The organism is Thioclava nitratireducens (genome assembly GCF_001940525.2).
GTDB lineage: Bacteria > Pseudomonadota > Alphaproteobacteria > Rhodobacterales > Rhodobacteraceae > Thioclava > Thioclava nitratireducens.
Genome location: NZ_CP019437.1, coordinates 782,968 through 801,481, shown reverse-complemented (window position 1 = coordinate 801,481; position 18,514 = coordinate 782,968). Strand labels below are relative to the sequence as shown.

Annotated in this window: 17 protein-coding genes; 7 read left to right on the top strand and 10 right to left on the bottom strand. The window is 65.3% G+C overall.

Translation table 11 applies throughout. From position 1 onward, the window contains the following. Positions 1-62: 62 nt before the first annotated feature. Positions 63-1,013 (bottom strand): TAXI family TRAP transporter solute-binding subunit, encoded by a 951-nt coding sequence (locus BMG03_RS04035; protein ID WP_075775976.1) that lies wholly within the window; start codon positions 1,011-1,013, stop codon positions 63-65. A gap of 312 nt (positions 1,014-1,325) precedes the next feature. Between BMG03_RS04035 and BMG03_RS04030 the strand changes: the two genes are divergently transcribed. Next, on the top strand, positions 1,326-2,348 hold the full coding sequence (locus BMG03_RS04030) for an AbrB family transcriptional regulator (protein WP_244270988.1): 1,023 nt from the start codon (positions 1,326-1,328) through the stop codon (positions 2,346-2,348). A 5-nt stretch (positions 2,349-2,353) separates the two neighbouring features. On the opposite strand, the gene BMG03_RS04025 is transcribed toward BMG03_RS04030, so the two are convergent. The 5 genes from BMG03_RS04025 to BMG03_RS04005 form a co-directional block, all read right to left on the bottom strand. After that, positions 2,354-2,989, bottom strand: coding sequence for a hypothetical protein (locus BMG03_RS04025; RefSeq protein ID WP_240504148.1), 636 nt, complete (start codon positions 2,987-2,989; stop codon positions 2,354-2,356). Between the two features lie 46 nt (positions 2,990-3,035). After that, entirely contained in the window at positions 3,036-3,170 is a 135-nt protein-coding gene (locus tag BMG03_RS04020) for an aa3-type cytochrome c oxidase subunit IV (RefSeq protein WP_075775975.1), read from the bottom strand. A gap of 62 nt (positions 3,171-3,232) precedes the next feature. Continuing rightward, positions 3,233-3,727, bottom strand: coding sequence for a DUF6173 family protein (locus tag BMG03_RS04015; protein ID WP_075775974.1), 495 nt, complete (start codon positions 3,725-3,727; stop codon positions 3,233-3,235). After that, positions 3,724-4,776, bottom strand: coding sequence for an MBL fold metallo-hydrolase (locus BMG03_RS04010; RefSeq protein ID WP_075775973.1), 1,053 nt, complete (start codon positions 4,774-4,776; stop codon positions 3,724-3,726). Before BMG03_RS04010 ends, BMG03_RS04015 begins: the two co-directional genes overlap by 4 nt. Continuing rightward, entirely contained in the window at positions 4,773-6,464 is a 1,692-nt protein-coding gene (locus tag BMG03_RS04005) for an acyl-CoA dehydrogenase (RefSeq protein WP_075775972.1), read from the bottom strand. Before BMG03_RS04005 ends, BMG03_RS04010 begins: the two co-directional genes overlap by 4 nt. Positions 6,465-6,578: 114 nt before the next feature. Between BMG03_RS04005 and BMG03_RS04000 the strand changes: the two genes are divergently transcribed. Then, positions 6,579-7,541, top strand: coding sequence for an L-threonylcarbamoyladenylate synthase (locus BMG03_RS04000; protein WP_075775971.1), 963 nt, complete (start codon positions 6,579-6,581; stop codon positions 7,539-7,541). Positions 7,542-7,617: 76 nt separating this feature from the next. On the opposite strand, the gene BMG03_RS03995 is transcribed toward BMG03_RS04000, so the two are convergent. Beyond that, complete coding sequence (locus tag BMG03_RS03995) at positions 7,618-8,178, bottom strand: YqgE/AlgH family protein (protein ID WP_075776024.1); 561 nt, start codon at positions 8,176-8,178, stop codon at positions 7,618-7,620. 174 nt (positions 8,179-8,352) lie between these two features. Here BMG03_RS03995 and BMG03_RS03990 point away from each other — a divergent pair, with 174 nt between their 5' ends. Then, positions 8,353-9,210 (top strand): protein-disulfide reductase DsbD domain-containing protein, encoded by an 858-nt coding sequence (locus tag BMG03_RS03990; protein WP_077701095.1) that lies wholly within the window; start codon positions 8,353-8,355, stop codon positions 9,208-9,210. Between the two features lie 24 nt (positions 9,211-9,234). On the opposite strand, the gene BMG03_RS03985 is transcribed toward BMG03_RS03990, so the two are convergent. The 3 genes from BMG03_RS03985 to BMG03_RS03975 form a co-directional block, all read right to left on the bottom strand. Beyond that, on the bottom strand, positions 9,235-12,603 hold the full coding sequence (locus BMG03_RS03985; RefSeq protein ID WP_075775970.1) for an efflux RND transporter permease subunit: 3,369 nt from the start codon (positions 12,601-12,603) through the stop codon (positions 9,235-9,237). A 1-nt stretch (position 12,604) separates the two neighbouring features. Next, complete coding sequence (locus tag BMG03_RS03980) at positions 12,605-14,065, bottom strand: efflux RND transporter periplasmic adaptor subunit (protein ID WP_075775969.1); 1,461 nt, start codon at positions 14,063-14,065, stop codon at positions 12,605-12,607. 163 nt (positions 14,066-14,228) lie between these two features. After that, a complete protein-coding gene (locus BMG03_RS03975) occupies positions 14,229-15,053 on the bottom strand; it encodes a uracil-DNA glycosylase (RefSeq protein WP_075775968.1) in 825 nt (274 codons plus the stop codon). Between the two features lie 98 nt (positions 15,054-15,151). Here BMG03_RS03975 and BMG03_RS03970 point away from each other — a divergent pair, with 98 nt between their 5' ends. From BMG03_RS03970 to plsY, 4 genes are read left to right on the top strand one after another with little or no spacing between them, the layout of a single operon-like run. After that, positions 15,152-16,117 carry an aspartate carbamoyltransferase catalytic subunit gene (locus tag BMG03_RS03970; protein ID WP_075775967.1) on the top strand — a complete coding sequence of 322 codons (966 nt, stop codon included), beginning with the start codon at positions 15,152-15,154 and terminating at the stop codon, positions 16,115-16,117. Next, positions 16,110-16,595, top strand: a complete 486-nt coding sequence (locus tag BMG03_RS03965; RefSeq protein WP_077701094.1) for a hypothetical protein — start codon at positions 16,110-16,112, stop codon at positions 16,593-16,595. The genes BMG03_RS03970 and BMG03_RS03965 overlap by 8 nt, the downstream gene beginning before the upstream one ends. A gap of 10 nt (positions 16,596-16,605) precedes the next feature. Continuing rightward, complete coding sequence (gene pyrC / locus BMG03_RS03960) at positions 16,606-17,886, top strand: dihydroorotase (RefSeq protein ID WP_075775966.1); 1,281 nt, start codon at positions 16,606-16,608, stop codon at positions 17,884-17,886. Between the two features lie 19 nt (positions 17,887-17,905). After that, positions 17,906-18,514, top strand: coding sequence for a glycerol-3-phosphate 1-O-acyltransferase PlsY (gene plsY / locus BMG03_RS03955; protein ID WP_075775965.1), 609 nt, complete (start codon positions 17,906-17,908; stop codon positions 18,512-18,514).

Sequence of the window (18,514 nt, the reverse complement as noted above, 5' to 3'; positions counted from 1 at the left end):
TTGGCCCGAACGATCAGGGGCGACCCGAAAAGCGCGCCGCCCCTCACCTGAGCTCTAGCGGCTTATTTCAGCACGCCCTGCTCCTTGTAGTATTTCTCCGCACCCGGATGCAGCGGGATCGGAAGACCCTGCACCGCCGCCTCGAGCGAGATGCCGTTCGCGGCCGAATGCGCGGCCTTGAGCGTGTCGAGATGTTCGAAGAGTTGCTTCGTCATCTGGTAGGCCTCTTCATCCGAAACACCTTCGCGGGTGACGAGGATGTTGGTGATCGCCACCGTCGGCACATCCGCGTCCTGCCCCGGATAGGTACCTGCCGGGATCACGCCTGCCTTGTAGGGCGCACCGAGCTTTTCGGCGATGTCGGCGGGGATCTCGACGAAGGTCACGTCCTGCGTGGTCGACAGATCCTTCAGCGCCGCGTTGCCCAGACCCGAGGACTGGAAGGTCGCGTCGAGCTGGCGGTTCTTCATCAGTTCGACCGATTCCGAGAACGGAAGGTATTCGACCTTGCCCAGATCGTCATAGCTCATGCCCGCCGCGTCGAAGATCTTGCGCGCATTCAGCTCGGTGCCCGATTTCGCCGCGCCGACCGAAAGGCTCTTGCCCTTGAGATCGGTGATGGTGGTCGCGCCGGCATCCTTGAGTGCGGCGAGCTGGATGTAGTTCGGATAGATCGCGGCGATCGCGCGCAGCTTGCCGAGCTTGGCCTTGAAGCCCGCATCCGCATTGCCTTCCCACGCATCCTTTACCGAGTCGCCCAGTGCGAAGGCCAGCTCCCCCCGGCCCTGTTGCAGCAGGTTCAGGTTCTCGACCGACGCCTTGGTCGATTGCACCTGAACGCGCACGTCCTTCATGTTCTCGCCATAGACTTCGGACAGAGCCACACCGAGCGGATAATAAACGCCCGAGGTGCCCCCGGTCAGGATGTTGATGAAGCTTTCGGCCTTGGCCACGGGTGCGCTCAAAGCAATCGCCCCGGCGACGAGCGCGCCGAGCTTGATGTGTTGGAACATCGTAATCCTCCCATATGTCATTGCCCGCAGTGAAAAGCGGGACCGGCCCCAAAGTGACGGGTTTTGCGCGAGGATCAATTCAATTCACGTCGATGAAACCAGAAAGCGGAAAATTCTCCGCTTGACGTGAACGACGGCGCGCTCGATCGCAATTAGGGTTTCCGAGCGGAAGTTTCGAATTTCGCTATGCGCTTGACGCTACGAGCCCTATCTGCTCGGAAACAGATGATTTTCTTCTTCAAAGCCCCTATGCGCTCTTTGCCTCCCTTCCGATACTCCCCCGCCCGCTGGCCCGCAGCATTGCGTTGGGCCGTGCTGCTTGCGAGCTCCGCAGTTTTGGCCTTCGCGCTGAGCCTTGCGCATCTCTCGGCGGCGTTTCTGCTGGGTCCGATGGCGGCCGCGATCACGCTCGCCGCGAGCGGCGGGGCCGTGCGTTTGCCGCCTCTGGGCTTCGTTGCCGCGCAAGGTGTCGTGGGGGTGATGATCGCCTCGAAGCTTCCCGCCTCGATCCTGCCCGAGATCGCCCGCGACTGGCCGATCTTCGTTGCCGGGACACTCTCGACCGTGCTGGGGGCGAGCGCGCTCGGCTGGGTGATGGCGCGTGCGGGCGGGTTACCGGGGACGACGGCGATATGGGGTTCCTCGCCCGGTGCCGCGACGGCGATGACGCTGATGTCGGACGATTACGGCGCCGATATGCGCCTTGTCGCCGTCATGCAATATACCCGTGTCGCCTGCTGCGCGATCGCCGCAACTGCCGTCGTGCAGCTCTTCGGCGTGGCACAGGGCGACGAGGTTGGCACGGCAATGGCTCAGGAGGGTCCGACCGACTTCCTCGGCGCGGCGGAGTCGCTTGCGCTCGGGATCGGGGCGGGCTTTCTGGGGGTGCGGCTGCGCATTCCGGGCGGCGGGCTGCTGCTGCCGATGGCCTTCGGCTTGATCGCCAGCGCCACGGGCCTGCTGGAGATCACCCTGCCCCAGACCGTGCTCGCGATCAGCTACGCGGTCGTCGGCTGGGGCATCGGAATGCGCTTTACCCGTGCCGTGCTGGGCCATGCCGCACGGCTTCTGCCGCGCATCCTCGGCTCGATCATCGCGCTGATCGCGCTCTGCGCCGCTTTTGCCATGGGGCTGGTCTATTTCGCCGGGATCGAGCCGGTGACCGCCTATCTCGCCACCAGCCCGGGTGGCGCGGATTCGGTGGCGATCATCGCGGCGGGCACGCAGGTCGATGTGCCCTTCGTGATGGCGATGCAGATCGCCCGTTTCCTGCTGGTGCTGGTCGCGGGCCCCGCGCTCGCCCGCGCATTGTCACGCAGGCGAGGTGATGTGTAACCCGTTCACTCGTTGAACTGGGTGTCACCGTGATTGTAGGGCTGCTGCTGGATCATCAACACGCCCGAATTGTCATCGGGATCGTCGTCGTAATGATCCTTCTCGGTGACGCCCGGCAGTTCTCCGAACGCCCGCGACAGCTTCAGCGGCGAGAAGGTGAAGGGAATCTGATCGTGCAGCCACGGCATATCGCGCAGCGCGCTCGACACCGAATCCGCACACATCATCTTGTTGACCGAGCCGTTGCGCTCCACCCGCGCCATCAACTGATCGGCCTGCGCCATCGTCAGTGGCATTTTCTGCGCGCGCACGTACCAGCTCTTGCGGGCATGATAGTCGATGTAGAATTTCCGCATCTTCTCGGTGATGCCGAAATGCACGTCGTTGCGCTCGGGTGCCCAGGGATGGTTCCAGGTGCCCGCCGGATCGAAGATGATCCGCTCGCGCCCGTTGATCAGCAATGCCGAATGCCCGCCCGACCCGGTATTGGTCGAGATCACGGTATAAAGCGTGACCGAAGGCGGCTCGTCGGAAACATAGCGATATTTGGCGACCTCGGCATCCGAGGCGTAAATGTGGTCTGCACCGCAGCCGGCTAGGAAAAGCGGCAGCATCAGGCAGACAAGAAGCAGGCGCATCATCTACCTGATCTCCCGTTCTGAGTGTCTCTCAGCTGCGCCGGTCGCGTCAGCCATTCACCAATGCGAGAAACACCAGAAAACAGATGATCACAATCACCGAAACCGTGACGAAGCGAACAAATCCGTTGAATGTTCTCTCTTGGTCACGAATGTCCATGTTGCCCGGTTTGTACTCGGCCATTGCGCGTTCTCCCTATTGCGCTGATCTCCCAGAGGGAAAACTAGCCGAGCGGCGACAGGCTGTCACGTCTCGTCTTGCGGGTTCTTGGTCTCCGGCGCAATTTCTTCCTCCAGCGCACGGGCGAGCCGGAAGCCGATCCGCCGCGGCGCCTCGTCCTCGGCGGGTTTCGGTTGCGCGATCAGCATCACGTTGAGCTGGTTCACGTGCTGGATGAGCTGCGTGCGCGCGCCGTATTCGTCGGTGCCGTAGAAAGTGAGGATGTCGGGATCGAAAAAACCGATCCCCTCGATCTGCAGGACGCCCGCCTCGCCGCCGGTGAGGCCAAGCACGACTTCTTCGTCTTCCTGCAGCTGCTCTTCGAAGTTCTGGATATAGAGCAACACTCGCTCATAGGCCCATTGCGCCGGGCTCTTGTCCTCGGGCCGCGCCCGAGCCAGTTCGGGCGGAAGCGGTTTGACCTCGGCGGTCTTCGGCGCGTTCTCCGAGGTATGCACCACCTTCGCATTCGGAAGGGCAGCTTCCTCATGGGCTTCGGCGGTGGTGCGTATTTCGGTCATTTCAGGCTCCAGAGCCAGGCGCCGTCCTCTCGCAAGGTACGGCTCACCTCTCCTTTGTGCCAAAGATGGTTGAGATGCGCCATCGCTTCGACCATCGCAAGCCCGTGGGTACTCTCGTCGATCTGGCGCTTGAACAGCGGCGGGAAGCAATCGCAAGCGGTGCGCGGGGTGTCGAGATGCTTGCGCAGACGTTTCAGCGCACCCTCGTGGTTCTCGATCATCTGACGCAGCCGCAGCGGCAGCCCGGTGAAAGGCAGCTTGTGGCCGGGCAGCACGAGATGGCGATCCTCCGCGATCTCGGCAAACCGCGCGCAGGAGGTAAGCCAGTCCGCCAGCGGATCGGCCTCGGGTTCGGTCGCGTAAACACCGAGATTGGCCGAGATCGAGGGGAGCAGCTGATCGCCGCCCAGGACCAGATCGTCGTCCAAACTCCACAGCGTCGCGTGTTCGGGCGCGTGCCCGTCGCCCATCTTCACCGCCCAACGCCGCCCGCCGAGGGTGATCTCGTCGCCCTCCACGATCCGGGTGAAACCGAGCGGCATCGCATGAACGCAATCGGCGAAGTTGAAGGGGCGTTCATTGGCGCGTTTGTCCAGAAGCGCCGCGTCCATCCCGGCGCGGCGGTAATAGGTCAGGGTCTCGGCCACGGGCCGATCCTGCGGATCGAGTTGCAGCATCCGCGCAAACAGCCACGAGGTCCGCGTGGTTATCAGCTCCGCGCCCTGCTCCTGCAGCCAGCCTGCCAGCCCGATATGATCGGGGTGGTAATGGGTCACCAGAACCCTCGTGACCGGCTTACCACCCAGCGGTCCGTCCATCGCCGCCTGCAGCGCCGCGCGACATTTGCGCGTGTCGATGCCCGGATCGACCAGCGCCCAGCTATCGCCCTCGTCCAACGCAAAGCAATTTACGTGATCGAGCGCCATGGGCAGCGGCAGCCGGATCCACATCACGCCGGGTGCGACCTCGATCGCGCCGCCCGGATCTGGCGGCTCCGCCCAAGAATAGCGGATGCCGCTCGCCGACGCGGGGGTGTCCTCGCCCCTCATGCCTCGAGATCTTCGACGCTGAGCGCGTAGAGCCCCTCGGCCCCCTCCTTCGCCTCGGCCAACGAGGCCGCATAGGCCGGCATTAGGCGGCGGATATAGACGGCGGCCAGATGCCCGCGCGCGGAATCGCGACCCTCGGCCATGGCGGCGCGCAGGTGGTAATAGCCCCCCAGCACCCGCGCGAAGGCGTCGAGATAGGGCACGGCACCCGCGAAACGATCCTGCATGCCTTGGCGCACCATCCATTCCGTGTGCTCGCGCAATTCCTCGGCGGCCTGCCAGACGTCTTCGGCCAGTACCGGGAAATCGCCACGTGCGCCCTGCGCCTCGTCCTCGATCTCCTGCAGCAGACGGAAGGCGGCCTTGCCCTCGTCCATCATTTTGCGGCCCACGAGGTCCATCGCCTGAATGCCGTTGGTGCCTTCGTAGATCGTGGTGATCCGCACGTCGCGCAGATATTGCGCAGCGCCGGTCTCCTCGATGAAGCCCATGCCGCCATGGATCTGGATACCGGTCGAGGCAACGCGGATGCCCATATCGGTGCCATAGGCCTTCGCGATCGGCGTCAGCAGCGCCGCGCGGGCCTGCCAGTTCGCATCGCCGGTCGCACGCCCCATGTCGATCGCCACCGCACAGGCCAGCGCAATCGACCGCGCCGCGAAGATTTCGGCCTTCATGCCCGAGAGCATCCGGCGCACATCGGCATGCTCCACGATCGGCGCGAATTGCACCCGGTCCTTCGCATAGGCCAGCGCCTGCTGATAGGCCGCTTCGGCCACGCCGATGCCCTGCGCGCCGACGTTCAGACGCGCGTTGTTCATCATCGTGAACATCGCGGCCATGCCCTTGTTCTCTTCGCCGACGAGCCAGCCGGTCGCGCCCTCGTAGCTCATCACGCAGGTCGGCGAGCCATGGATACCCAGCTTGTGCTCCAGCGAAACCACTTTCAGCGAGTTCGCCACGCCCGGCTTGCCATCGGCATCCGGGATCAGCTTCGGCACCATGAACAGGCTGATGCCCTTCGTGCCGGGCGCCGCATCGGGCAGGCGCGCCAGCACGAGGTGGCAGGTATTCTCGACGCAATCATTGTCGCCCCAAGTGATGTAGATCTTCTGGCCCGAGATCGCATAGGTGCCGTCGTCATTCGGCACCGCCTTGGTCTTGAGCGCCCCCACGTCGGAGCCTGCCCCCGGCTCGGTCAGGTTCATCGTGCCCGACCATTCGCCCGAGATCAGCTTGGGCAGATACAGCGCCTTGATTTCGTCGGAGGCGTGATGCTCCAGCGCCTCGATCTGGCCCTGTGTCAGCAGCGGGCTGAGCTGCAGCGCGAGGTTCGCGCCCGATAGCATGTCGTTGAAGCCGACGTTGAGCGCCTGCGGCAGGCCCATCCCGCCATGTTCCGGGGTCGCCGCGATGCCAATCCAGCCGCCTTCTGCAAGCGCCGCGAAGGCCTCCTTGAACCCGGGCGACGAGCGCAGAACGCCGTTCTCCAGTTTCGCGGGCGTCAGGTCGCCGTCGCGATTGGTCGGCGCGATCACCTCGTCGCAGAGCTTGCCGCCTTCGGTGAGGATCGCCTCGACCATATCAGGGGTCGCCTCGGCGAACATCTCGGTGGCGGCGACGGGCGCGAGCGGCACGACGTGATCGAGGATGAAACGAATGTCGGTGACGGGGGAACGGTAAGTCATGGGTCTCCTCCGGGCAGCTTGGCAATTGCCGCGCGCGCGTCTATGTCCTGTCGGGTTGCCATCACCCTACCGCAAGGGCAGCCCCCTTCAACTCCAACGCTGCGTCACGACTGCATGAGCCAAGACACGAAACTCCTTTCCGCCGATGCCGACGGCTATGCGCAGGCAGCCGCTCTGCTGCGCGCAGGCGAGCTGGTCGCGATGCCGACCGAGACGGTCTACGGGCTTGCAGGCGATGCGCGCAACGACCGCGCGGTGGCGGCCATCTTCGCGGCGAAGGGACGTCCGAAATTCAATCCGCTGATCGTCCATCTGCCTTCGATCGAGGCGGCGGAAGAGATCGCCGTGGTCTCCGACGCCGCTCGAGAGATCGCCGCGCGCTACTGGCCGGGGCCGCTGACGCTGGTGCTGCCGCTGCGCCCCGATGCCGGGCTTTCCGATCTGGTGACCGCCGGGCATGACACGGTCGCGATCCGCCTGCCCGCGCATCCGGTCGCCCGCGCGCTGCTGACGGAATTCGGCGGGCCGCTCGCCGCGCCCTCTGCGAACCCCTCCGGCAAGATCAGCCCGACCACAGCGCAGCATGTGATTGACGGGCTGGACGGCAAAATCGCGGCGGTGATCGATGGCGGCCCCTGCGTGGTCGGGGTGGAATCCACCATTCTCGCGCTCGATCCGCCCGCGCTGCTGCGCCCCGGCGGGGTCGCGGCCGAAGAGATCGAGGCACTGATCGGCCAGCCACTGCCCACCGGCGGTGACGCATCCAAACCAAATGCACCGGGGCAGCTCAAATCGCATTATGCGCCGGGCGCGGCCGTGCTGCTGGACGTGACCGCCCCGCGCCCCGACGCGGTCTGGATCGGCTTCGGCGGCGATTGCCCGACCGCCGATCTGAACCTGTCGCCTTCAGGCGATCTGACCGAAGCCGCCGCAAATCTTTTCGCTATGCTGCGCAAAGGCGATGCGCTGGCGAAGACGCGCGGCCTTTCCACACTCGCCTTCGCCCCGGTCCCGGAAACCGGCCTCGGTCGCGCGATCAACGACCGCCTGCGCCGCGCGGCGGCGCCGCGCGACTGATTGCGTCTTCGTGTTGGCTTAAATATCCCGGGGGTGAGGCGCGGACGCGCCGAGAGGGCGGAGCCCCGTTCAGCCCTCAGGCATGACCCGCCGCAGCCGAAAGCGTCCGCGGGTCGATCCCCATGCCTTCCAGCGCGCGCACCCATTTCGTCTCATGATCGCTATCGAGCGCGAGATCGGCATCGCTGTCGGCGGTGAGCCAGCCATTGTCGAGGATTTCCTCTTCAAGCTGCCCCGGCCCCCAGCCCGCATACCCCAGCGCCATCAGCGCCTGGTTCGGGCCGCGCCCCCGCGCGATGTCTTCGAGAATGTCGCGCGTGCCGGTCATGCGCAGGCGATCGGTGACCTCCATCTGGCCCTCGCCGGTCGTCCAGTCGGGCGAATGCAGCACGAAGCCGCGCCCGGTCTCGACCGGGCCACCGAACAGGATCGGCTGATCGAGGCGGATATCCGCGCCGGGCCGGTCGATATCGAGGCTTTCGAGAAGGTCCGAGAAGGCCGGCGACGGCAAGGGCTTGTTGATGATCAAGCCCATCGCACCCTCATCGGAATGGGCGCATACGGCGATCACCGAATGCTCGAATCGCGGATCGCCCATGCCGGGCATCGCGATCAGAAACTTGCCTGTCAGGTCCATCTCGATCCCCTTCGCAAAATGCATCCCGTCTCTATTCAAGGTGGCGCGGGGAAGACGTCGATTCAAGCCGGACGCAGGAATTGTTTGGTATTGTGACGCGCCTGGACAAAATGTTGCACGCTTCTGTCGCGTTTGTGACTTCTGAACGTGCAGGGAAGCGACTAGGTAAAAGATATGACACGTTTGTTACCAGTGATGGGAATTCTGCTCGGTTGTTGCCCGCTTGGCGTGGCGGCGCAGGAAGCTGTTGCGCAGATCGCAGCGCAGGAGCAGGTCGCGCCGCAGGAGGCATCAATGCCCGCACTGCCGACGCCCCCGGGGCTGGAACAGGCGCAGCTGCGCACAGGCGGAAAAGGCGCGAATGGCGCCCGTATGGCGGCGCTGGAGATCGCGCTCGCTCCCGGTTGGAAGACCTATTGGCGCTCGCCGGGCGATGCAGGCATCCCGCCGCATATTCAGTTCACCGGGTCGAGCAATCTCGCCTCCGCCGTAGTCCACTGGCCCGCACCGGAAGTGTTCCTGTCCTCCGGGATGCGCACCGTCGGCTATCACGACGGCGTCGTGCTGCCGATCTCGGTGACGCCGAAAGACCCGGACAAGCCGGTGCAGTTGAAAGCCGATGTGATGATCGGGATCTGCGAGAATATCTGCGTGCCGGTCAGCCTGCAGCTGGAAACGGAGGTCACCGCCGACGGCACCACCGATCCGAAGATTCAGGCGGCGCTTGCACGCGAACCACGCCAGATCGACCCGCCGACGCGCTGCGAGACGGAGCCGAAGAAGGACGGGGTGCGACTCACGGCGCGGATCGACCTGCCGCCCGCTATCGGCAAGGAAAATACCCTTCTGGAACTGGCCTCGCGCCCGGTCTGGGTGTCCGAGGCCGACAGCCACCGCGAGGGCGACACCCTCGTGACGAGCGCCGACTTCGTGCCGCCCGACGCGAAGCCCTTCGACCTCGATCCGAGCGATATACGCATCACCGTGCTCTCCGATCGCGGCGCGGTCGAGATCATGGGCTGCACCGAGTAATCACCCCTTCAGGCGTCGGGCTTCTCAGACTTCGGGCGGCGGCCTGTGGCGGATATGGCCGCGCAAAAGCCGCGGCGCGATCAGCCCCGCCCCCATCGCCACCATCGCCGCGATCAGCGCGAAGCCTCCGAAGGCGGGCATCAGCGCCTCCCCCTCCCACATCGCGCGGCCCAGCGTGAGCGCGAAGCCCAACGCCATCAGCGCCGCAACCCCGGCCAGAACGCCGCGCAGCCGTACGACCCGCACGCCGTGACGCACCGCCTGCACCTGCCGCCCGAAATCGAGCTGCACCGCCAGCACCGCGGGCACGACCAGCAACACGATCACCATCCCGAAGCCCAGACCGTAGACCAGCGTGATGACGGTGGATTTCAGGAACAGCGCCGAACTCGACTGTTCGTAAAGTAGCGGCGCGAGGCCCAGAACCGTCGTCAGCGTCGTCAGCAGCACCGGGCGCAGACGATCCGAGACCGCGTCGACGATCGCGGGCACCATGCCGCGTCGTTCGGCATATTCGTCCACCGTTGAGATCAACACGATCGCGTCGTTGATGATGATCCCCACCATGCCGATTCCGCCTACAACGGCGAACATCGACATCGGCAGGTTCCAGATGTAGTGGCCCCAGATCGCGCCGACCGCGCCGAAGGGGATCACCGACATCACCACGATCGGCCGGGTCCAGCTCGCGAAAATCCACGCCAGCACGATGTAGATGCCGATCAGGCACATGATCAGGCCCATCATGGCGTCGCTCAGGAAGTCGCGCTCCTGCTCGGCCTGCCCGGTGAGCGTATAGGCCACGCCGCGCTCCTCGGCGATGCGGGGCAGGATGTCGTCGCTGATCCGCGCCATGATCTCGTTGGCCCGCGCCGGGTCGTCCTCGGAGACATCGCCGGTGACAGAGACCTGCCGCACGCCATCCTCGCGCCGGATCGTCGAGAAGCCCGTCTGGCTGCGCACCGAGACGATATCGGCCAGCGGCACCCATTCGCCGCCCGGTGCGCGCAACTGCATCCGGTCGATGAAATCCGCAGCTAGTTCCTGCTCGGGAAGCTCCACCCGGATCGTGGCCGAGCGCACCCCGTCGGGGAAGCTCGCAGCCTCGGTGCCGTTCAGGCGCGCGCGCAATTCTCGGCTCAGCGTCGCGATATCGAAGCCCAGCGCCTCGCCCTGCGGGGTGAGATCAAGGATCAACTCCTGCTTGTCATAGGCGAGATTGTCCTCCACCGCCGAGACTTCAGGGAATTGCGCAAGCTGCGTCTTCAGGTCTTCGGCGGCCTCCTTCAGGATGCGCGTCTCGCTACCCGAGAACTGGACCGCGATACCGTCCCCTGCCCCGCCGGAGCGGAAACGGCGGAAGCTGATCTCCTCGACCAGCGGCATGCGCGGCGTTTCGGCCTGCAGTCGCGAGACGAAGTCGAAGCTGGAATAGGGCCGGTAATCGGGGTCGATCACCTCGATGGAGATCGAGCCGAGAAGATCGGCATCCTTGGTATCGGCAGAGGCCAACCCGCGCCCCGACGCGCCACCGATCTGTCCCAGCGCGTATTCGACCGGGTTCACCCCGTACTCATCCTCGAACTCCTTCGCGACCTTGGTGACGGTCGCCTGCATCGCGCGCATCATCTCTTCGGTGTCGGCCCGCGTCGCGCCCTCGACCATCGAGAAGGCGCCGTTCACCGTCGATTGTTCCGGCGGGTTGAAGAAGCGCCACTGTACCTTGCCCGACATCACGAAGCTGACCTGCCACAGCAGAAGCGCAATTGCCGCCGCGATCACCGGGTAGCGCCCGATAACGATCAGCCGGGTCAACGGCTTCATCACCACGCGGCGGAACCAGTCGAGGCCGCGGTTCGCCTGCCGCGAAGGCCAATCGTACCATTTGCCCTCGGACGTATGCCGCAGCGCGTGGCTCATATGGTTGGGCAGGATCACGAAGCACTCGATCAACGAGGCAGCAAGCACCGCGATCACCGTGTAGGGAATATCGACGATCATATTACCCATGCGCCCGCCGATCACGGTCAGCCCGGCGAAGGCGATCACCGTGGTCAAGGTCGAGGCGAAGACCGGGGCGGCCATGCGCCGCGCGCCATTCTCGGCGGCGAGCGTGGGATGCTCTCCCAGATGGCGGGCGCGGAAATCGGCATGCTCGCCCACCACGATCGCATCGTCGACGACAATCCCCAGCGTCAGGATGAGCGCAAAGATCGAGATCATGTTGAGCGTCATCCCCGTGAAATACATCACCGCCAGAGCCGCAGCCATCGAGGTCGGGATCCCCATCGCCACCCAGAAAGCCGTGCGCGCATTGAGGAACAGGAACAGCAGCACCAGCACGAGGCCCAGCCCCAGTACCCCGTTGCCCACCAGCAGATCGAGGCGCTGCGTGATCGCGTCGGAGCGCGTGCGCACCAGATCCATCGAGGTGCCCGCCGGCAGCGTCGGCTGCATCTGGTCGATCACGCCTTCGACCTTGCGCTGGATCGCGATCGCATCGCCAGCCGCAGAGCGCGCGACATTGATCACCACCGCCGGATTGTCGCCGACGAAATAGGCCTGATTGCGGTCCCCGCCCTCGACCCGGATGTTTGCGACGTCGCCCACGGTCAGCTGCGAACCGTCCGGTTCGGTGCGGATCACGAGGTTCTCGATTTCGGGGGCGGAGCGGCGCTCTTCGCCCGTGCGTACCCGCGTGGCACCGCCCGCCACTTCGCCCGCCGGATCGGTATTCGCCTCGGCGGAGATCACATCGATGATCTGCGTCAGCGTCACGTCGTGGGCCATCATCGAGACGGTCGGCACTTCGACCACCGTCTCGGGCGCGGCGATCCCTGCGAGCGAGGTGCGCGTGACGCCTTGCTGGTAGAGCCGCACGACCGCCTCGTCGCCCAGTCGGCCCAACTGCTCGGGGGAGAGCGGTCCGGTGATCACCATGTCGGTCACCGTCTCGCGCCAGACGCCGCGTGCGACTTCCGGGTCTTCGGCCCCCTCGGGCAGATCGCCTGCCGAGGCCAAAGCGTTCTCGACATCGTTCACCGCGCGGGACATGTCCCAGCCGGGTTCGAAATCGAGACTGATCCGCGCCGAGCCTTCCGAGGCTCGGCTGTCCGAGGCTTCCACCCCCTCGACCGAGATCAGTGACGGCTCCAGCACCTGAACGATCGCCCGGTCGACCTCCTCCGCGCCAGCGCCGTCCCATTTCACCGAGACGGTGATCGATTCCTCGACCGAGTCCGGGAAGAACTGCGCGCGCATCCGCGGCAGGGCAACGAGCCCCGCGCAGATCATCACGACCAGCACGATATTCGCCAGCGTCGCGTGGCGGGTGAAGAGGCCGATCAGCCCGCGGGCGGGCGGCAATTCGCGCGGATCGAGGTCGGAGCGCATCTCAGCCTCCGATCCGGGATTCGAGCTTCTCGACGGTGGCGACGGGCACTTCGTCCTGCTTCAGCTCGGCAAGGAACCGCTGCTTGGCAGTATCGGGCATGACTTTGTTGGTTTCGACGAAGCTTACCAGCTTGGCGCGGCGCTCGGGATCGAGATTGATCGTCTCCGGTCCGGCGGCCGCCTGCGACTGACTGGGGCGCATCGGACGCAGCTTGATTCCACGGCCCAGAAGCGGCGTGCGCTCGGCGACGATCTCGGTGCCGGGCGCGAATTCAGCGCGGATGATGACGGCGTCGCCCTGCCGGCGCAGCACGGTGACATCGGCGGTTTCCAGACGGTCTTCCGGGCCGAGCACGAGAACCGTGCCATCCGCATCGACCGCCGCGGCGGGAATCTCGGCGACATTCTCGAGCGCGGGCTCCTCCAGCCGGACGGTCACGAAATCGCCCGGACGCAGATTGCCCAGACCGTCGGTGACACGCGCGAACAGCAGGCGCCCCGTCACCCCGTCATCGACCGCCGCCGACACGCGCGAAAGCTCTGCCTTGGCGGTCAGCGTCTCCTCGCCCGCGACCAGCTCCACCCCCACGGGCAGATCGCGCAGCGCGCCCCGCGCGTCGATCAGGCGCGCAAACTGCGCGGTGGAGACGCGGAAGGCGATTTCCAGCGCGTTGGGGTCGATCAGCTTGCCCAGCATCTCGTTATTCGACACCAGCCCACCAGCGACCGCGTTCACCTCGGCCAGTCGCCCGGAAAATTCGGCGCGAATCTCGGTATCGGTCAGTTTCCGGTCGGCTTCGGTCAGGCCGATCTTGGCGCGGGTCAGCGAGGTGCGCGCGGTATCGAGCTGCGCCTGCGCAGTCGACAATGCCGAGCGGCGGTTCAACACCGCCTGATCGGCCGCCGAGGCCGCCAGTTCCGAAGTCTCCAGATTGGCAGCAGAGCCGACGCCCCGCTCCGAGAGCGAGCGCTGCCGGTCGAGCGCCTTGAGCCGCAGATCGGCTTGCCGCTGCGCCGCCGTCACGTCGTCCCTCGCGATGGTCAAAGCGCGCTCGGCCTGCGCAAGCGCGGCTTCGGCCTCGGCCACGGTCGCCGCAGCGCTGTCGCGCGCCGCCTGCGCCTCCGCCGGGTCCAGCTTGACCAGAAGCGCGCCCTTCTCAACCTCCGCACCATCCTCGAAATCGGGGGCAAGCTCGACGATCGTGCCTGCCGTCGCGGCGCGCAGTTCCAGCTCGCGGGTCGAGCGCACCTCGCCATAGGCGGTCAGCACGGGCGACATCGTCTTGAAGGTGACCGGGATCACATTGGCAGCAAAAATCCTTTCGCGCGCGGTAGGGGCACGCCCGCTCTCGGCATTGCGGGCCTGCATCGCCTGAAAGATCGAGAAGCCGCCCATCGCCAGCAGGCCGACGGTCAGCGCCAGAAGAAACAGCCCCATCAGGGAGCGGGTGAGAAAGCGCATGGCATCTCCGATCAGTCGTCAGTGGCGCGGGCGCTCGCGATTGCCCACGGTCGCGCGATTTCCATGTTACCTTGCCGAAATAGGTGCAGGGAATGGTTATCTCTACGCGTCACGGGGCCGCGTCCGTCACTTTTTTCACGAAAACGCGACCGTTTGGCGCGGTTTACGCCTGATCAAGACGGGCGCGGATTTGCAGCAGATCCGCCCATGCCTCGCGCTTCGCCGCCGGATTGCGCAGCAGGTAGGCCGGGTGGGTCATCGGCAGCGCAGGCCGCCCGAAGGCCTCGGCCCATGTGCCCCGCAGCCGCAGAATGCCGCGTTTGCCTAGCGCCGCCGCACAGGACGCATTGCCCATCAGAACGATCAGATCAGGATCGGCCAGATCGACATGGCGGGCGAGGAATGGCAGCATCTGCGCGATCTCGGCAGGCGCGGGGTCGCGATTGCCCGGCGGACGCCAAGGCAGGACATTGGTGATGTAGAGCGCCGCCTCGGCATCGGGCGATTGCCGCGAGAGACCGATCGCGCCGAACATTTTGTCGAGCAGTTGACCGGCGCGTCCCACGAAAGGCAGACCCTTCTGATCCTCTTCGCGCCCCGGCGCCTCGCCGATGATCATCACCCGCGCGGCAGGTTTGCCATCGGCAAAGACCGTATTGCGCGCGCCGAGCTTCAGATCACACATCTCATAGGCGTCGATTGCGGCCCGCAGACCTTCGAGCGTCTCGGCCTTGCCCGCTGCATCACGCGCGACCACGACCGGATCGGGGCCCTCGATCTTTGCCATCTGCGCCACCGGCGGCAAATCCCGGTCCGCCACGGGCGCAGCCTCGGGCGCCTTCGCCTTGGCCTGCGCGGATTTATCGGGCAGCGCATAGCAGTCGACCGGCGTGTCACCGATGACGGTGTCGACGCCCATTTCCAGCTGCCATTCGAGGGCGGCCAGAGCTGCGTGATAGTCGATTTCCGGGGTCGGCTGAGTCTCCATTGCGCGACCCTACCCCATGGGCGCTGCGTCGGTAAAGCGGCTGGACGCCCGCCCCCCCGTTTGCCATAAGCGTCGCAGTCTAACCGGAGCATCGCGCAATGGCTTTTCGCCCAAGGCACCTGCTGGGGATCGAACATCTGAGCCCCGAGGATATCCTCACCGTTCTCGACCTCGCCGAACAATATGTGGATCTGAACCGTCGCACGGTGAAAAAGACCGACGCGTTGGCCGGGATGACCGCGATCAACATGTTCTTCGAGAATTCGACGCGGACCCAATCGAGTTTCGAGCTTGCGGGCAAGCGGCTCGGAGCGGACGTGATGAACATGTCGATGCAGACCTCTTCGGTGAAGAAGGGCGAAACCCTGATCGACACCGCGCTGACGCTGAACGCGATGCATCCCGATCTGCTGGTGGTGCGGCACGGCTCGTCCGGCGCGGTCGATCTGTTGGCGCAGAAGGTCGAATGCGCGGTGATCAATGCGGGCGACGGCAAGCATGAACACCCCACGCAGGCACTTCTGGATGCGCTGACGATCCGGCGCGAGAAGGGCCGGATCAAGCGCCTCACGGTCGCGATCTGCGGCGATGTCGCCCATAGCCGGGTGGCGCGCTCCAACCTGATCCTCCTGGGCAAGATGGAGAACCGCGTACGCCTCGTGGCGCCGCCGACGCTGATGCCCTCGGGCGTGGGCGAATTCGGCTGCGAAGTCTATCACGACATGCGCGAAGGCCTGCGCGACGCCGATGTGGTGATGATGCTGCGGCTTCAGAAAGAGCGGATGGATGGTGGCTTCATCCCGTCGGAGCGCGAATATTTCCACCGCTACGGGCTGGATGCCGAGAAGCTCGCCTATGCCAAGGAAGACGCGATCGTCATGCATCCGGGCCCGATGAACCGCGGCGTGGAGATCGACGGCACCATCGCCGACGACATCAACCGCTCGGTCATTCAGGAACAGGTCGAGATGGGCGTGGCGGTGCGCATGGCGGTGATGGATCTCTTGGCGCGCAACCTGCGGGCAGAGCGCGGGCGCGCTTTGACGGAGGGTACCTATGTCTGAGATCAAGCGCGACGAGGTTCTCAACTACCGCCCCGGCCCCGAAAGCGAATTGCCGCTGGAAGAGGGCGAGAAAGTTCTGGCCGTCTTCACGGCGGACAAGAAACGCTACTGGACCGACCATGCGGTTCTGGCGGTGATCGGTGCGGTGCTGGTCTCGGCGGTGCTGTTCTGGCTCGGCAAACCCGATCAGGTGGTGATCGCGAGCTTCGCCATCGTGGTCGGCATGGCTGCCCGCGGGCTCTATTTCCGCTCGGAGGCCTTCGCGCGGCGCTGGCAATTGACCGACCGCCGCCTGATCGGGCCACAGGGCAAACAGGTGATGCTGCTGCAGATTGACGCGGTGCGCTCGCTGATGGGCGACGTGCAGGTCGTGACGAAAAGCGGCGACAAGCATCTGATCCGCCACCTCGCCGATGCAGGCCCGGTGGTGCGCGAAATCGAGAGCGCGCGGGCCGCGCGCAAACTGGTGGCGAAGTGAGGCACGAAGCATGACCCTTTTCCTCGAAAACGCCCGCCTGATCGACCCCGAGGCACTGACCGAAACTACCGGAAACGTGGTGATCGACGGCGACCGGATCGCGGCGATCGGCGACATGTCCGCGCCCGCCGATGCCGAGGTGATCGATTGCCGCGGCAAATGCCTCGCGCCGGGGATCGTCGATCTGGGTGTGAAGATCGGTGAGCCGGGCGAGCGCCACATGGAAAGCTTCCGCACGGCGGCGCTGGCCGCCGCAGCCGGGGGCGTGACCACCATCATCGCCCGTCCCGACACGCAGCCCGCCATCGACAATCCCGAGACGCTGGAATTCGTCACACGCCGTGCAGCGGATGCGCCGGTGCGTATCCTCCATATGGCGGCGCTGACCAAGGGCCGCGACGGGCAGGAAATGACCGAGATCGGCTTTCTGAAAGATGCCGGCGCGGTGGCTTTCACAGATGTCACGCGCGTCTCGGATCAGACCAAGGTGCTGCAACGCGCCTTCACCTATGCGGCCCATCTGGGGGCTCTGGTGATCGGCCATCCGCAGGAACCGGTCCTGTCGAAAGGAGCGGCCGTCACCTCGGGCAAATTCGCCTCACTGCGCGGTCTTCCCGGCGTGTCCCCGATGGCCGAGCGGATGGGGCTCGACCGCGATCTGGCGCTGGTGGAGATGACGGGCCTCGCCTATCACGCCGACCAGATCACCACCGCGAAGGCCCTGCCCGCGCTGAGCCGTGCGAAGGCGGCGGGGCTTGATGTCACCGCCGGGGTCTCGATCCACCACCTGACGCTGAACGCGCTCGACGTGGGCGATTACCGAACCTTTTTCAAACTGACGCCGCCGCTGCGCGACGAGGAAGACCGGCTCGCGGTGATCGAGGCGGTGGCGGACGGAACGATCGACGTGATCTGCTCGCTCCACACGCCCGCCGACGAGGAATCCAAGCGCCTGCCCTTCGAGGAAGCGGCCTCTGGCGCGGTCGGGCTAGAGACGATCCTGCCTGCTGCGATGCGCCTGTATCATGCCGGTCAGCTGACCCTGCCGCAGCTGTTCCGGGCGATGTCGCTGAACCCGGCAAAGCGGCTCGGACTGCCGCAGGGGCGGCTTTCCGAGGGAGCTCCGGCAGACCTCGTGCTCTTCGATCCGGACGCGCCGTTCGTGCTCGACAGGTTTAAATTGCGCTCAAAATCGAAGAATACCCCCTTCGATACCGCTCGAATGGAAGGCAAAACGCTTGCCACATTCGTCGCAGGGGTGCAGGTTTATAACAACAATAACGACTCATAAATGAGGCGAGGGCAGGCACATGCCGGGAATTGAGAACGGGTCCGCATGGCTCGGGCTGGTGGCTGCACTGGGCTACCTGCTCGGATCCGTGCCCTTTGGGCTCGTTATCACCAAGCTTTTCAAACTGGGCGACCTGCGCAAGATCGGCTCCGGGAATATCGGCGCGACGAACGTCCTGCGCACCGGAAGCAAGAGCGCGGCGCTCGCGACCCTGCTCCTCGACAGCGGCAAAGGCGCGATCGCGGTTCTCATCGCGCGCTATGTGCTGGGAGAAACAGCCGCACAGGTGGCGGGCGCTGCGGCCTTCATCGGTCATATCTACCCGGTCTGGCTGCGCTTTCAGGGCGGCAAAGGGGTCGCGACCTTCCTCGGCACGATGATCGCGCTGGCCTGGCCTGTGGGTCTCGCGACCTGCGCCGTCTGGCTGGTGACCGCGGTGGTAACGCGGATTTCCTCGCTCGCAGCACTTGTTTCGGCGGCGGCGACGGTACCGTTGGCCTATTTCCTCGGCTATCGCGAATTGATGATGCTGGCGGCGGGCCTGTCGGTGCTGATCTTCTGGCGCCACCGCACCAATATCGCACGCCTTGCAATGGGCACGGAGCCGAAGATCGGCAAGAAGACCTGA